The sequence below is a fragment of the Bacillus sp. FJAT-50079 genome (assembly GCF_018343515.1).
Taxonomy (GTDB): Bacteria; Bacillota; Bacilli; order Bacillales; family Bacillaceae_C; genus Lederbergia.
On the sequence record NZ_JAGYPD010000008.1, the window covers coordinates 113676 to 128288 of the forward strand.

Annotated in this window: 11 protein-coding genes; 2 read left to right on the top strand and 9 right to left on the bottom strand. The window is 37.3% G+C overall.

The annotated features are described in order from the left end of the window. Window positions 1–65: 65 nt before the first annotated feature. The 5 genes from KHA95_RS20535 to KHA95_RS20555 all read right to left on the bottom strand — a co-directional run bounded on the left by KHA95_RS20535 (window position 66) and on the right by KHA95_RS20555 (window position 4415). A complete protein-coding gene (locus KHA95_RS20535; protein WP_213139447.1) occupies window positions 66–971 on the bottom strand; it encodes a DUF4367 domain-containing protein in 906 nt (301 codons plus the stop codon). Then, window positions 961–1485 (bottom strand): sigma-70 family RNA polymerase sigma factor, encoded by a 525-nt coding sequence (locus KHA95_RS20540; protein WP_349305509.1) that lies wholly within the window; start codon window positions 1483–1485, stop codon window positions 961–963. The genes KHA95_RS20535 and KHA95_RS20540 overlap by 11 nt, the downstream gene beginning before the upstream one ends. A gap of 531 nt (window positions 1486–2016) precedes the next feature. Next, the gene (locus tag KHA95_RS20545) at window positions 2017–2586 is read right to left on the bottom strand and encodes a DJ-1/PfpI family protein (RefSeq protein WP_213139448.1); all 570 of its coding nucleotides are present in this window, start codon (window positions 2584–2586) and stop codon (window positions 2017–2019) included. 40 nt (window positions 2587–2626) lie between these two features. Next, window positions 2627–3334 carry an iron-sulfur cluster assembly protein gene (locus KHA95_RS20550; RefSeq protein WP_213139449.1) on the bottom strand — a complete coding sequence of 236 codons (708 nt, stop codon included), beginning with the start codon at window positions 3332–3334 and terminating at the stop codon, window positions 2627–2629. Between the two features lie 37 nt (window positions 3335–3371). Continuing rightward, a complete protein-coding gene (locus KHA95_RS20555; protein ID WP_213139450.1) occupies window positions 3372–4415 on the bottom strand; it encodes an amidohydrolase family protein in 1044 nt (347 codons plus the stop codon). Between the two features lie 340 nt (window positions 4416–4755). Here KHA95_RS20555 and KHA95_RS20560 point away from each other — a divergent pair, with 340 nt between their 5' ends. Beyond that, window positions 4756–6771: a sigma-54-dependent Fis family transcriptional regulator gene (locus KHA95_RS20560; protein WP_213139451.1), complete on the top strand. Its 2016-nt coding sequence runs from the start codon at window positions 4756–4758 to the stop codon at window positions 6769–6771. Window positions 6772–6993: 222 nt separating this feature from the next. On the opposite strand, the gene KHA95_RS20565 is transcribed toward KHA95_RS20560, so the two are convergent. From KHA95_RS20565 to KHA95_RS20575, 3 genes are all read right to left on the bottom strand, one after another. Next, window positions 6994–8205, bottom strand: coding sequence for an EAL and HDOD domain-containing protein (locus KHA95_RS20565; RefSeq protein WP_213139452.1), 1212 nt, complete (start codon window positions 8203–8205; stop codon window positions 6994–6996). 80 nt (window positions 8206–8285) lie between these two features. Further along, a complete protein-coding gene (locus KHA95_RS20570; RefSeq protein ID WP_213139453.1) occupies window positions 8286–9977 on the bottom strand; it encodes a methyl-accepting chemotaxis protein in 1692 nt (563 codons plus the stop codon). Window positions 9978–10202: 225 nt separating this feature from the next. Continuing rightward, the gene (locus tag KHA95_RS20575; protein ID WP_213139454.1) at window positions 10203–10412 is read right to left on the bottom strand and encodes a helix-turn-helix transcriptional regulator; all 210 of its coding nucleotides are present in this window, start codon (window positions 10410–10412) and stop codon (window positions 10203–10205) included. Between the two features lie 144 nt (window positions 10413–10556). On the opposite strand from KHA95_RS20575, the gene KHA95_RS20580 reads away from it, so the two are divergent. Continuing rightward, the gene (locus KHA95_RS20580; RefSeq protein ID WP_213139455.1) at window positions 10557–11198 is read left to right on the top strand and encodes a LexA family protein; all 642 of its coding nucleotides are present in this window, start codon (window positions 10557–10559) and stop codon (window positions 11196–11198) included. 276 nt (window positions 11199–11474) lie between these two features. On the opposite strand, the gene KHA95_RS20585 is transcribed toward KHA95_RS20580, so the two are convergent. Next, window positions 11475–14495, bottom strand: a complete 3021-nt coding sequence (locus KHA95_RS20585; RefSeq protein ID WP_213139456.1) for a hybrid sensor histidine kinase/response regulator — start codon at window positions 14493–14495, stop codon at window positions 11475–11477. Between the last annotated feature and the right edge of the window lie 118 nt (window positions 14496–14613).

A 14613-nucleotide genomic window follows, 5' to 3' on the forward strand; every position in this document is an offset into this window, starting at 1 on the left:
GTTCTATCAAAATGCGTCCGCCACACAGATATCAAGAATGGAACTTGGAACAACTTCCATTATCACTATTCAACCATTGACAGCAATACCTTTTCCATCTCTTCCTTAGATAACATAGCTGCATGCATAATAATTTCATAGCCTTCTTCTGGTACTATGACTTTCATCCCTTGCACATTTCCCAAGCCGTTTTTATATCCATAAGCATGTTCAAAAGCATAGCCATCTAGCTCATACGAATCAATATGGTCATAGCTCTTTAATTCATCCTCTTTACTCTTATCTATTTTTTCTGTGGTCGTATAGAAATTAAACTCTCCTTGTTCTTCTTGATATTGCAATACAACCACCGGATCTTCCCCAACATGTTCCTCAGATGTTTGCGCTCTTTCTTCCACTAACACATAGCCATCCGGTATATATGCCGGTCGTTTGATCGGATAATTGACCATCGCCTGAGCCTCTTCCAACGTATGAATGGTCAGCGCGCCAATTCCATACTTATCTATTTCCTTCTGGATTTCGTTTGATCGATTGTCTAACTCTTCCCAATCAGCATTCGGATTACTTGCCCTTTCCATGGAAATTTCCGTCATGTCCTTCATCAGTTGGCTGTAATCTTCAAATTCTTCCGCTGAGAGATGCTCTTTTGCCAGTTCCAGATGCCGTTCCATTTGTTTGAAATACGCATGGGCCTCTTCCTCTGGAAAAACTTCTAAAATCTGTTCCTGTTTATCCGAACCAAAAATTTTCCCTATTAATGTATCGGTTGCATCAGCGATATAAGAACCGTAAATTGGAAAAGTCGCTCCCATGATCATAATAGAAGCCGCTGCTCCAATGATCCATCTAGGATACTTTTTATTTTTCTGTCCATCTAGTTTCACTCTCTTAATCCCCATTTCTACCCTTGTATCAAGCTCCTTAGGAATCTCAATCTTTTCCATTTCACGCTTAATTTCATTGTTCATAAATATCCTCCCTTTTCATCTGCATGCGTAATTTTGCCAAAGAACGATATAAAATGGTTTTCACAGTCCCTAAAGGCATGTCTAATAGATTTGAAATTTCTCTAATCGTATGGTCTTGATAAAACTTTAACAGTACAACACTTTTTTCATCTTCATTTAATTCTTCAATCAAATCTTTAAGGGTGATTTGAAGAGAAACATCACTCCCCTTTGCAGGAAATGATTCGGCATATTCTGGGTTTAAATGAACGACTCTTTTTTCCTTTCTTAGATGGCTGATGGCAGTATTAATCGCAATTCTGATTAACCATGTTTTAAAATACTCTGGATTTTTCAATGTTTTAATTTGGCTAAATGATTTATAAGCTGTCTCCTGCACAACATCTAGCGCATCTTCCTGATTTTTAACATAGACATATGCCATCCGATAAATATCTACTTTATATTGTTGAAAAAGGGTAATATAGGCTCTTTCATCCCCTTTTTGCGCCTTTTTCACTAACTTGTCGATCACAATCACCTCAGCTTTACTCTAGAAGTAAATGTTAATGGTTTTTCTCCAAAGTTTTGCTACGTTTACTGCACTACTTACCATTAGGTTTGAACATGGTATTTCACTTGCAACCTTCCAGTGCATAACCACACGTTCAAATGCTTCTTATTATAATTGTAACGAATTTTCTTCCTTTCGAAGTTAGATTTTTAATAAATCCACTCTCTTCCCTCCAGTCACTTTATCTTAATAATTTCTACCTATTAGACAATCGATTGGGTGATTTGGCTTTTATAAAATGAAATTATCTTAATTAAAATTGATGACTGGTAAATAGACAGAAGATGGGAGGTATGGATTTATTATCGTTGTTTTCGAAAAGTGAAAGATGCAGATAAAAAGCACCTCAAAAACGGGTCGAACGATCATTCAAACCAAAACCCCCATGCAGAAAAGCCCTCTCTGCATGAGAGAAGGCTTTTGATTTTTTTAACGATATACTTTTTAAAACGATTAGCAAGCTAGTGATTGTTGATTAATCCAAAGAACGGATTACACCATTATCCCTTTTTCTACCTTTAGCAATTTAAAGAATTCTCTCATAAAGCCTGGAAGATCTGGCCAGGCATGTCCTGAAACAATGTTTCCATCGACGTGTAGCAATTCTTCAATGTACGTTGCTCCAGCTGCTTCTACTTCTGGTCGACATGCTGTATAAGCGGTCATTTCTCGCCCTTTAATATATTCACGAACTGTTGTAAGTACCAGCTGACCGTGGCAGATGACGCCCAATGGCTTATTTTCTTTTAGAAAATGAGCCGTAATTTCTTGCACTTTTTTATTCATACGAATGTATTCAGGAGCACGTCCTCCCGGGATAATAAGACCATCATAATCAGCTGGATTAATATCGTCCACAGAAGCATGTGACTCAATGAGATACGCCTGTTTTTCCGTGAATGTCTCCAATTCTAGGAAGTCATGAACAACGGTTTGGAGCTTCTTTTTTGTTGGAGATGCAATCGTGCAACTGATATTTTCTTCAATACAGCGATAGTATGGATAAAACACTTCTAAAGCCTCTACTGCGTCACCAGTTACGATTAATACATTTTTACTCATCTTCCATCACCTTTTCCTTTTATATTTTTATCGTATACAATTAATTCTTTACCAATTTGTCTTCATTCGACGGCAACTTATAGCGCGCCTCTAGTAAACCCCTGCAATAATGTCCATTAAATTCCATACTCAATCTCGTTCGTTTTAAATTACGTACATAATCTTCAAATTCATCTCTGTTTAATGCTTCTCCCTCTGGAGTTGGGAATGCATAGGTTGATTGATTTAATTGTGTTTTCTTCTCTACATATCTTTCTCTTAATTGTTGTCCTTCTTTTGAAAGTCCCATCCCATTTAGCTCGTCAAAGGATAAAGTGATGATCCTTTCTTTTGGCATATTTTCTGAGAGTAAATGTTTAATCATTTTTTCTTGTCGCGCATAAAACGCCTTTATTTGAAATGTCTTTCGAACTTCTTCAAGATCTCCGCCCGCCTCCCCTCCAAAAGATTCACTAAAGCGCTTACCATCAGTGACACCTTGATTAATTTCATCCGATGCACAGTGGTCGATTAAATTCACTGTTACTTGATTTACCCAATGTAATTCTGATACGTATTTCTTTATATCCTCCGCCATAATATAAGCGAAGTTTGGAGAACACCAGTATGTTGGTAACCTAAAAATCACTTCTACTTGATCATCCTTAATGATCGTTCGATCAATAAATCCTAATTCAGTTAGAGGTTGATCTAATTCAGGATCATAAACTTTATCAAGTCTCTCGTAGACTTGTTTTTCTTTGTTCATAAAGTAACACCTCCCTGTGAATCAACTAATGAATGGCTCAGCTTAGTACTTTTTCTGGTGATGAAATAACTTTAGAAGCCAGTTCACAATGACGCAGCTTTTCTTTTTGAGCATCAATATCAATGTTATATAGCTTTGCTGCATTTTCTGCTAAAATTTTCTTTTTCACATTTAGATCAAATGTCACACCTGTTTCCTTTAAAATATCTTCGGGTATCTCAAAATCAATAAATTTTTCAATAATCCATTTTGGCTCCCAAATAGCATAATCACTTCCGAAAAGAATACGATCCTCACCAAGCCAATACAGCAATTCACTAATTATTTCTGCAAAATAACGCGGACGTTGATGAATGAAAGCAATTGCCACCGATAACCCTGCATACACATTCTTATCTTGTTTAGCAATCCAACAAAAATCTTCTAATCTAGGCAACCCAACATGTTCAACAATGAAGTTTAGTTCCGGAAAAGCACTTGCTGCGTCATCAACATCAGCGACGTCAAAAGCATCCCGATTCAGCGGTCGAATCGTAGGTCCTTTATGAACATGAATATTTTTCACTCCTAATTCCTGACACTTTTCTAAATAACGATATGCCCAAGGATCAGAAAGCTTATATCCTTTTGAATCTCCATACCAATCAGCTGTGTAAAGTTTGACTCCCTTCGTATTGTACTTTTTCACCAGTACTTCTAGATCTGCTAATCCGCGATCACCATGACGAGGGTCAAATAAACCATTGCAAATGAAACGATCTGGATGCTTCTTCAAGATTTCATCAACAGCATGAAAGTTGGCGAATCCATTTTTATAAAATTCGCTAAGCATGACTGGTTGGAAAATGGCCATGTCAGAATATCCATTGATGATGACATCCTCCACTAAGGTTTCAGGATCGTATTTCAAAAAATGGTCTTTCGCCCAGATATATTCATCTGGACTTATTTGATGATAATCATAAAAGCAGTCAATAAATTCTTCACCATGAACGTTTAATTGATTTTCCTTGCTTGCGTCCCAAATTGCGACATGGGAATCAATAACAAATATTTCTTCACCATCTTTTGTTCTATACATTTATTCTCCCCCTTAAATGAATAGTCACTATCATTAACAATGCAATTATCATGCCAAAAACTTTTAATATATTAAAACTAGGGATTTATTTTCAGTCTTAGTCATTGATACTTCGTGCTAAACATTGAGGCTATACGAATCTTTATTAATTACATAATTCAAACAAAACACAAAATGTATTTTTAATATAACTAATATTCAGTTATTTCAATTGATCATTTTTGGTGAAATATGCGACAATGTATTTATTAGGAACATTAATGAAGCAATATGCGACACATGGAATTTTCGTTGTGAAGGTAAGACATATTTACATTATTTTAAAAAGGATGATAATCATATGAAATATCCATTTGTACCATTAGGTGCTTCTTCCTCCCCTGGAAGAGAAAGAGTTAAAATTGAAAAAGCTTGGGAACAGTTTGTATCTGGTGAAAATTCACCTTCCACGGTACGATCTTTAACGTATCAATCATGGGAACGCTCTTTAAAACATGGAGTACATCCTCTTCACGGAAGGGCTCCTATTCGTTTAAGTGAAGACAAAGTTCAAGAATATCAATCGATCAACCCCTTTTATTCCACCAAAGAATCTCTGCTTATTAGATTAAAAGAGTCAACCGTAGACTCAGGATATTTACTCACCTTCTGCAATCCCTATGGAGAAATATTATCTATTGATGGGGATCCATCACTTAAAGAGAAAGCTGAAGAAATGAATTTCATTGTGGGATCTTCTTGGTCTGAACAACATGTTGGAACAAATGGGATGGGAACGTCGCTTGCAATCGGTTCCCCTTTTCAAGTTTTTGCTAGTGAGCATTTTTGTCAACCCGTACATAATTGGGTCTGTTCAGCATCACCGATTAAAGACCCTGCGACAAAAAAGATTTTAGGAGCTATTAACATAACGGGTATTTGGGACGGAGTACATCCCCACTCTCTCTCAGCTGTCCTTTTCATGGCTCAGACGATTGAACAACATCTTCTTAATAAGCTGAAATTGGAGCACTTTTTATTACTAGAGCATTTTTCAGAAAGAATAAGAAAAGGGCGGGGAGATATCATCGCTGTACTTGATCGTGGACATAAAGTCATTAAAGCCTCTTCTTTATTCTATGAAAATGACTGGGTAAACGAAAAGAACCAACTCGTGATCTTAAACGATACAGCCTTAGCAGTAGAGCAACCGTATAAATGGAAATCCGAAGAGAGAAGTGGAGATTGGGTGTTTGAATCTATTCCTTTTTACGTGCAAAAATCATTGATAGGATTTATCGTCTACGCGATTTCGCCAATCAAATCTTTAACAAATCGCACAAGAAATGTTACAAAATATTCTTTTTCAAGTATGATTGGTCGCTCTAAAGAATTTTTATCTATGATTGAAGAGGCCCGTTTAATAGCAAACTTAGATTTAGTTGTGATGATAGCAGGGGAAAGTGGTACAGGAAAAGAATTATTAGCTCAATCCATTCATTCAGCTAGTGCTCGGTCATCCAATCCTTTTGTTGCGGTTAATTGTGGAGCCATCCCAAAAGAACTGGCAGCAAGTGAACTATTCGGATACGAGGAAGGTTCGTTTACAGGCAGTTTAAAAGGGGGGCAACCTGGTAAATTTGAACAAGCTCAAGGTGGTACAATCTTTTTAGATGAAATTGGAGAATTGCCATTAGATTTACAAGTACTATTGTTACGAGCTCTTGAAGAAAAAGAGATCGTTCGTCTTGGCGGAAGGCAACCAATTAAGCTAAATGTTCGAGTAATTACGGCAACAAATCGTGATTTAATAGAAGCTTGCGAAGCGGGCAAATTTCGTAAAGATCTGTATTATCGGCTTAATATTCTCTCCTTGCATGTGCCTCCGCTAAGGAGAAGAACAGGAGACATTCCAATCATTTTAGATCACTTATTAAAAAAATCTTGCGCAGAGCTGGGACGGCCACAAATAAAAGTTGATAAACCCGTTTTAGCTGTTTTGGAAAAGTATTCTTGGCCAGGTAATGTACGTGAACTAAGGAATCTTGCTTATAAAATGGTCATAAGGGCAAAAGAGAATCTTTTCACGCTTGCAGATTTACCAGATGAATGGTTTGAAAATAGAACAATGAACGAACAAGCAAGCTTGCCCCATCATTCTAAAATATGGAAGACTGAACAAGTTGCTGAGTCGCTCCCTCTTTATCAAGATTCAATATCAAAAATGCCATCTTTAAAACAGCAGGAATTAGATACGATCCTTGCTGTGCTTAATGAGTCCGAAGGAAATGTGTCAAAAGCAGCTAAAAAATTAGGCATCCACAGAAGTACGATTTATAGAAAACTTGGTAGTTTAGCTAAAAACGATGATAATTGATTGGGTAAATCTTTCGTGACAACGGTCGAAATATACGGAAGTCTCTCGATAATTAGCATTAGTAAGAGACCTCCGTATTTATTTTCCGGTCAAAATGCGGGCATTTTTTACCACCAATAATCCTTTTCTTTAATTAGTTCAGAAGATGTCTTTTAAACTATCAACTGACTATAATTCAGTTAAAGATGCCAATAAAATGATAAGTTGATTGTCTTCCCTAAGTCAAACAACTGCTGCTTTTAACGCAAGTTCGCTCAGTTCCTTCCTACTTATTCCCAATCGTTCTGCTTGCTGAACAGCATCCCTATAATCCAAACGTTCCAAGGCTTCTGCTATTTGAAGGTAAGGGGTCATTTCGGTTTCTTGGTCGCCTAATGTCTCAATAACCTCCTGGGATACAGGTAGTAATGGAAAGATATCTGTTGGGTTCTGTTTTAATATCAAGTCGATGAGTGAAAACATGCCTAGCATGTAGTATTCATCCGTTTTGTACTTCCCGCTTCGCGCAGCAAGCAATTCGCATATTTTCGCTCTTGTCAAAGAAAAATTCACAAGCACTTTAATCCGCCCATCCAGACCCTTTGAGCTTTTTTGGTAGATGATGAGAAATTGAATCCATTTCTTAAATTCCTTTAATCCCATTCTGACAATTGCTTGGTGAATAGAGGTAATTTTTATTGAAGACCCAAACGCATACGTATTTAAGTGCTTTAGCAATTTATAAGTCAATGAGATGTCCCTCATGATCAATGTCGCAATCTCCTCAATGTTTGGCTCCTCTTTGTCCAATAGTTTAAGAATTTCAAAGTAGAGTAAAGTATCCGAAGGTAACTTTGCTCCTTTAACGATGCCAGGTTTTGCAAAATAATACCCCTGAAAAAGTTCATAACCTAGAGACTTCGCCAATTCGAACTGTTCAGTCGTCTCTATTTTTTCAGCCAGCAGGATAATGTGAGGGTACTTGAATTTCAATGCTTCTATTGCGGACCGCTCTGACTGGGTAGTGGAAAGAAAATCCACCTTGATATAATCAATCGTTTGAAATAAATCTGGGTATAGGATGTGTTGCCATTGTAGAATAAAATCATCCAGTGCAAGTTGAAATCCCATACTTTTCAATTTCTTGAGATTTGTCAAAAGCGCAGGTGTCATGGCTACATCCTCTAAAATCTCAATGACAACCCGATCAGGATCAAGGGTATCAAAAATATCTGTTGCAAGAAGCGTAGCTGTAAAATTAATAAATGTTTTCTTTGCGGCAATTTGTTCAAAGCCTGGTGACAAGTACGTATTCACAATAACCTCGATTGTCGCCATTTCGGGATCAACATCCGGGAAAGCATTGCTATCACTATTTCGATACAGCAACTCAAACGAAAAAAGATCACCGTTCACATCCAATATAGGTTGTTTCCCTACAAAAACTTCCTCCATTTCTACACCTCATCCACCACATAGTAACTGCACAGCAATATGTATCCACATTCCGAACCCTTTATTCATTTGAGTCATTATTAGATTTTAAATTGTTGAACTAGACCATTTAACTCTTCAGCTAATTGGGCGAGTTGTGCAGAGCTACTTGCCACATCTTCCATAGAGCTGCTTGTTTGTTGCATGGAGGCAGCGGTTTCTTGCACGCCAGCAGCGGACTGCTCTGAAATAGCCGCTATTTCTTCAACAGAACCACTCATTTCTTCGCTACTTGTAGAAATATCCGCTAGGTTTTCAGAAATAATCGAAATATTATTCGCCATATCATTAACTGAATTCCTTATCTCTGTAAATGTATTGCTCGTAACTTGTAATTGTTCTGTTCCTCTTTGGACTTCCGTATAACTATCTTGCAAAGATACTGTGACCATGCTAGATTCACTTTGGATGGTATCCACAATTCCTGTGATATCTGTTACAGAGATCGCCACTTGTTCGGCAAGTTTTTTCACTTCTTCTGCCACGACCGCAAAACCTTTACCGTGTTCTCCTGCCCTTGCAGCTTCAATCGCAGCATTCAAAGCCAATAGATTCGTTTGGTCTGCGATTTCCTTAATGACAACAACCAATTTTGATATTTCTTGTGATTGGGTATCCAATCCTTTTATTTTTAAAACAGCGTCATGTACAATTGCATCAATCTTATTCATCTGCTCGGTCGATCTTTCCATCAACTGAGTGCCTTCTGCCGTTTTTCCAATCACTTGTTGCGAAGCTTGGTGAATCGAATCCCCTTTCATGTTCGCTTCTTCAACTTTCGTTGTAAAAACCTCCATAATCGTTGCAAGATCAGTAGCACTTTGGGCTTCGTTTTCAATCCCATGAGCCAATTCTTGCATTGTAACAGCGACTTGTTCGGATGCCGCATTCACTTCATTCGATGATTGTGTCAACTCCTCACTTTGTCCCGTAACCGTTTCAGACACACTGCTGATTTTATTTAATAATTCTCGTGTACTAGCGCTCATTTCATTCGTTGCGACAACTAACTGTCCTACCTCATCTCGTGCCTGTTCGGTTAATGGCTCATGACTTAAATCGCCAGTCGCAACTAACTTCATACGTTCCATCACTCTAATGATCGGTTTTGAAATGACCGAAGACACCAATACCGCAGCGATCATACTGATTACAACAACAAAAACGGTGACAACTGAAACCATTTTGAAGGTATCATCTCCATTGGCGATAATCGCGCTTCCTTTTTTGTTAGTTATCTGCTCCCGATTATCGGCCATCTCTTCATAACCATTTATGAGTGCTGTACCGTCCTCCGCCAACCTTCGAAGATTTTGGCGAGCAACCTCTTCGTTCCCCTTGTCGTATTCGTCGAAAACTTCACTGACAATTGCATCTCTCCACGTCACGGTTTCGGCCATGAGTTGATTAAATTCCGCGGAAGCTTCAAGCGCCTCAGCATCAGCTTGATATTGTTTACTCCTCTCTGTATATTCATAAAATTGCTCTTTAAATTTCGGGTCCCCAAACAATATATACGCCCGAACAGTGGCAAGCCGATTTGCCATCGTTGTCGCCAACTTTTGATCGGCAATCAACAACTTGACTTCCTGGTTAACGATATCCTCTGTCATATCATTGACGTTTTTAACCGAAACAAGGTTGTAAATGCCTAATCCAATCACCAACAAAACAACAATTGAAAATGAAAAAATCAATTTACCTCTAATACTCTTAAATCCTACTTTTCCCATCTAAATTCCTCTATTCTTTATATTATCTTGATACTACTGTCACCGGCAAGTTCATGTTCCTTGTACGACCCAACCCTACCTCCCAAAAATAGAATTCCTCATATATACCTTCTATACAAGATTCCTATCTTCTTATTCCCGGTATAGAGTCTCCCGCTTACAAAACTCTTAATATCTTACTCTCACCACTCCCGTTACACTTAAAGTGCAGTCTGAATCAAAAAGTTATCTCTTATCGGGGACTCTTAGATAATCGGCATCCATTTGAAACACATATGCCATTGCATAGAGTACGAGAGGCTTTAATTCTACGTCTCCGTTTTCCCAACTAACTAAGGTTCGCTTTGATACGCCTAGCTTCTCGGCCAATGCTTCTTGCGTAAAACCTTTTTCTACACGAGCTGCTTTAAGACTCAAATCAACAGGTCGGTGCATGTCGCAAACCTCCTTTTTTGTTGTTACCTACACAATAGTACACTAAAAGTGCAGTGTCAACACAGAAAGTGCAGTATCTTCCATAAGATTGTTTTAGATTCTGCACTTAAGGTATAGAATAAGCTATGAAAGGAGAGATGTTAGATGAAAGAGGATATAACGCTTTCATATCAAAGAAAAGTTTTATCTAACAATATCCAAAGGTTTTTGGATAAAAGAGGGATAACACAAACTGATATGGCTCGCGATATAGGTGTCGCTGAAACGACCGTCTCAAGTTGGATGTTAGGAAAAAGGTATCCGGGATTAAAAAGCCAACAGCGCTTGGCAGATTACTTTAATGTCAAACGTTCGGACCTAACTGAAGAGAGTTCTTTAAACCTAGTGGAAGTATCTCCACAAACAGTCAAAATTCCGGTTCTAGGTGTTATCGCTTGTCATGATTCAATACTCGCTAAAGAAAACATAATAGACTACCGCTACGAATCTCCAGATGACTTACCGAGTGGAGCGCTTTACTACTTAGAGGCAAAGGGAGACAGCATGGAGCCGAAGATTCCAGACGGGTCTCTCGTCCTTATCCGTGAGCAATCAGAAGTTGAATCCGGGGAAATCGCGGCTGTTCTAGTCAACCGCGATGAAGAAGCCAGCTTGAAGAAAGTAACAAGACAAGGAGGTATGGTTCTGCTGATGCCTCTCAATAGCAGTCATGAGCCAATTCTCATCACTGAAGACAATCCAGCCCTTATTATCGGGAAAGCAGTAGAAGTAAGGTACAGACTCTAATTCCAACGATTGTAATTAAAAAGAGCAGCATCCTCATTCGGATTGCCTGCTCTTTCTAGTATAAACGATGGAGGTGATAGGATGAAAAAACGAATAGATACGTATTTGTATTAAAAACTAAGCGTTAAATCATGATGACCTTTATATCGGTCTTCCGTCGGCGCTAATCGTATTAATTGAGAAGCATTAGGGGAACAATCTACTGAATATGACAGCTTTATAAAACAGCCTGCCAAAATGATTACATCATGCCGCCCGTAAAACCTCATCCACTTTTTATCTTTGCATATCTTCAAATATAATGACAATCCTCGTCCCTTCTCCCTCCTTACTTATTAATTGAAAGGATGAATTTTTTAGTAATTTTACTTTTTCAAATGGATTTTTAAACCCAATCCGCTGGCTGTGACCATGAAGAAGCTGCTCCTGTTTGTCTTTCGGTATCCCGCACCCATTATCTTCAATAATAACCGTTACTTTTCCGTTATCTTTTTGTATAGAGAGCATCAATGTGCCTCCGACACGTTTTTTAATCAATCCATGTTGGACTGCATTTTCTACTAATGGCTGAATGGTCATCGCTGGAATCATTGCTTGAATCGTTTCATCAATATCATAAATAATGTTTAATCGATTGCCAAATCGAAGTTTTTCAATCGCTAAATAAGACTCAACTAGCTCAATTTCTTCCTCTAATGGTATGATCGCTTGCTGTTTTTGAAAATCTAATTTAGAACGGAAATAAACGGATAAATGTTCTAATGCCTCGGGAACTTTCTTGGAGTTTTTAAAACTTAAACCGATAATCGTATTTAACGTATTATAAAGAAAATGAGGTGCAATTTGAGCATAATAATGGCTCATTTCATTTTGAACAGATCGTTGGACTGCTTCCGTCATCGCAAGCAGTGAGTGAATCCGAGAAAGAAATTCTTCTTGCAAGATTGGTTTCTGGATGACGTCATTCGCTCCACTCTGCAAGGATTGGATAATATCGTCTAAACGCCCTGATGAAGATAGAAGCAATATCGGTAACTCCGCTAAATGATATTCCTTTCGAATACTAATACTCAACTCTACACCTGATGTATGGGGCATATTTAATTCAATCACCGCTAGACTAATATGTTCTTTTTTCAATATGTTTAAGGCTTCTTCACTTTTGACACATGCAATGACCGTAAATCCATCATTGTTTAAATACTTTGTGATTTTCGCAAGACTTTGCTCGTTAGCATCAACTAGCAATATTTTTCCTGAAGGGGTATCAGTTCCCTTCATATTCACTCTAACATCTGGTTGGATCTCATTCTCAGTCGGAATAGAATCAAATATGTCATCTTCATAAACAGGTAAGGTAAAAATAAAGCGAGTGCCTCTTCCTAAGATTGATCTTGCCCAAATATCTCCCTCCATAAGCGTAATAAATTTTTTTGCTATGCTTAAACCAAGACCTTTGCCCTCATCATTATTTTTATTTACGTGCGGAACTTGGTAAAACGTATCAAATATTCGCTCTAAATATTGATTTTCGATTCCTATCCCTGTGTCATCAATGGAGAAATGTACCTTGTTTCTTACCAGTTCTGCCGATACAATTATTTTTCCAGCCGCTGTATATTTGATTGCATTTTGTAGCAAGTTTAATATTACTTGCTTTAAGCTCTTTTCATCAGCCGTTACATAAGGCATATTTAAGGGAATGCGGTTTTCAATTGAAACCTTATCTGGAATCAATATAGACAGTTCTTCTATCATTTCATTTACTACTCGCAAATTTACAGGCTCTAACTTTAAGCTTAATTGGTTAGCATCTGATCCCGCATGAAACAAATCATCTGCTAGGTGCGCCAATTTCTTTCCATTATTATTAACGGAAAATACAATCTCTTGTTGCCCTTTCTTTAATGGTCCCACCCTTCCTTCCATCAACGTACTTGTTGCATGAATGATCCCTTTAACTGGAGACCTTAATTCTTCAGATGTTTTTCTTAAAAAGTCATCTTTTAATTGTTCTTGAACCAATAATTCTTTAGATAGATCATCCACTTTTTTATATGCAAGTTGACGCCTGAAGCCAATGAAAATGGAAAGACTAAGACTCATTAGTAAAAATAATAGTATTGGAATTTGACCAACATCAACTTCAAGCAGCAATTCAATTCCTAATCCGAGTCCATAACAAGTAAAACAGACTGTGGCAACTAGTATATATTCAGCACCTTCTAGTTTGCCAATAAATGAACGAATGAGAATCATTAAAATATATAGATAGACCAATGCTAATGAACCGACAACCAAAATATGCATGAATTGTATCGATATAAGACTATAACCAGACGGCTTAGGAAAGCCAAAATAGATAGCTAAAACACCTAACATAACACTAAAGAATTTTGTTAATTTTGGATTAGAGTATTGCCTAAACATATCTTTAATAAATAGTAAAAAGAACAGAACGGAAAGATAAATAAAGGATAATTGAATGCTATGCAAGATATTGTTTGGAACTTCGGGATAAAACAAATAAATAAGCTTTTCATTTTGTGTAGATACATATCCGCCCTGCACCAAACAAAAGATAGCGAAATAAAGTTCATTCCATTCTTTTCTAGACTGAATATAATGAAAGAAAAAAATGACTGCCAATAAAAAATATCCGCCAACGATAAAACCATCTACTAGTAAGTTTTTATGGTGTATCCTTGTTATTTGATCGGCTTCACCAAAAATAATTGGTTTAACAATCCCCCCGTTTGGCACATATTTTTTATTCGCAACTTGAATGATGATTTCTATTTTTTTATCTGCACTATCACTAGTTGCTACATATTTGCCTTCACGATATGCATATTCTTGTTCCGTTTCCGATGGTGTTCCTTTTCCCCCCACCTCTATTCCATTCATGAAAACTTTACTTGCATGCCGAATGGAATGAACTTTTATACTATATCTTTCATCCTTTGGCAATTGAATCGTCACTCGGTATGTGCCGACCTCAATGTTGTTTTGATTTGAAGTAAAATGACTGTCCCATGTAGCCGGAACCTGTATGTATTCTTTACTATATAGATCAGTATTAAAGATTTCGGGATCAAGTAACTCGTCTTGATAAAATTCCCATTCACCATTTAGCTGAATCACGCTGTTTTCTTCAGTGCTCCGGTCTTGTAAGTTAAGCACCCCATTTTCTACATACGGCTGATTTTTCCAACTAACAAAAGCTCCCTTAGTGAAACTAAGCAGGATAACAAAAAAAATAGATATTAATAGAATAATTGATATTTTCCGCCTCATGATGTCTCCTTTTAAAACAGTTATAACCTTTCTTAAATTTTTATATTAAAGAAAAAACTTTTACAGTTGTTGTATAATAATTATGAGATTTCTATTTTCTTACATATTATTCAAAATA

Coding starts and splice junctions, on each gene's coding strand:
- KHA95_RS20570 (WP_213139453.1), bottom strand. CDS start 9,977: ATGGGAAAAGTAGGATTTAAGAGTATTAGAGGTAAATTGATTTTTTCA.
- KHA95_RS20580 (WP_213139455.1), top strand. CDS start 10,557: ATGAAAGAGGATATAACGCTTTCATATCAAAGAAAAGTTTTATCTAAC.
- KHA95_RS20575 (WP_213139454.1), bottom strand. CDS start 10,412: ATGCACCGACCTGTTGATTTGAGTCTTAAAGCAGCTCGTGTAGAAAAA.
- KHA95_RS20565 (WP_213139452.1), bottom strand. CDS start 8,205: ATGGAGGAAGTTTTTGTAGGGAAACAACCTATATTGGATGTGAACGGT.
- KHA95_RS20550 (WP_213139449.1), bottom strand. CDS start 3,334: ATGAACAAAGAAAAACAAGTCTACGAGAGACTTGATAAAGTTTATGAT.
- KHA95_RS20545 (WP_213139448.1), bottom strand. CDS start 2,586: ATGAGTAAAAATGTATTAATCGTAACTGGTGACGCAGTAGAGGCTTTA.
- KHA95_RS20560 (WP_213139451.1), top strand. CDS start 4,756: ATGAAATATCCATTTGTACCATTAGGTGCTTCTTCCTCCCCTGGAAGA.
- KHA95_RS20585 (WP_213139456.1), bottom strand. CDS start 14,495: ATGAGGCGGAAAATATCAATTATTCTATTAATATCTATTTTTTTTGTT.
- KHA95_RS20535 (WP_213139447.1), bottom strand. CDS start 971: ATGAACAATGAAATTAAGCGTGAAATGGAAAAGATTGAGATTCCTAAG.
- KHA95_RS20555 (WP_213139450.1), bottom strand. CDS start 4,415: ATGTATAGAACAAAAGATGGTGAAGAAATATTTGTTATTGATTCCCAT.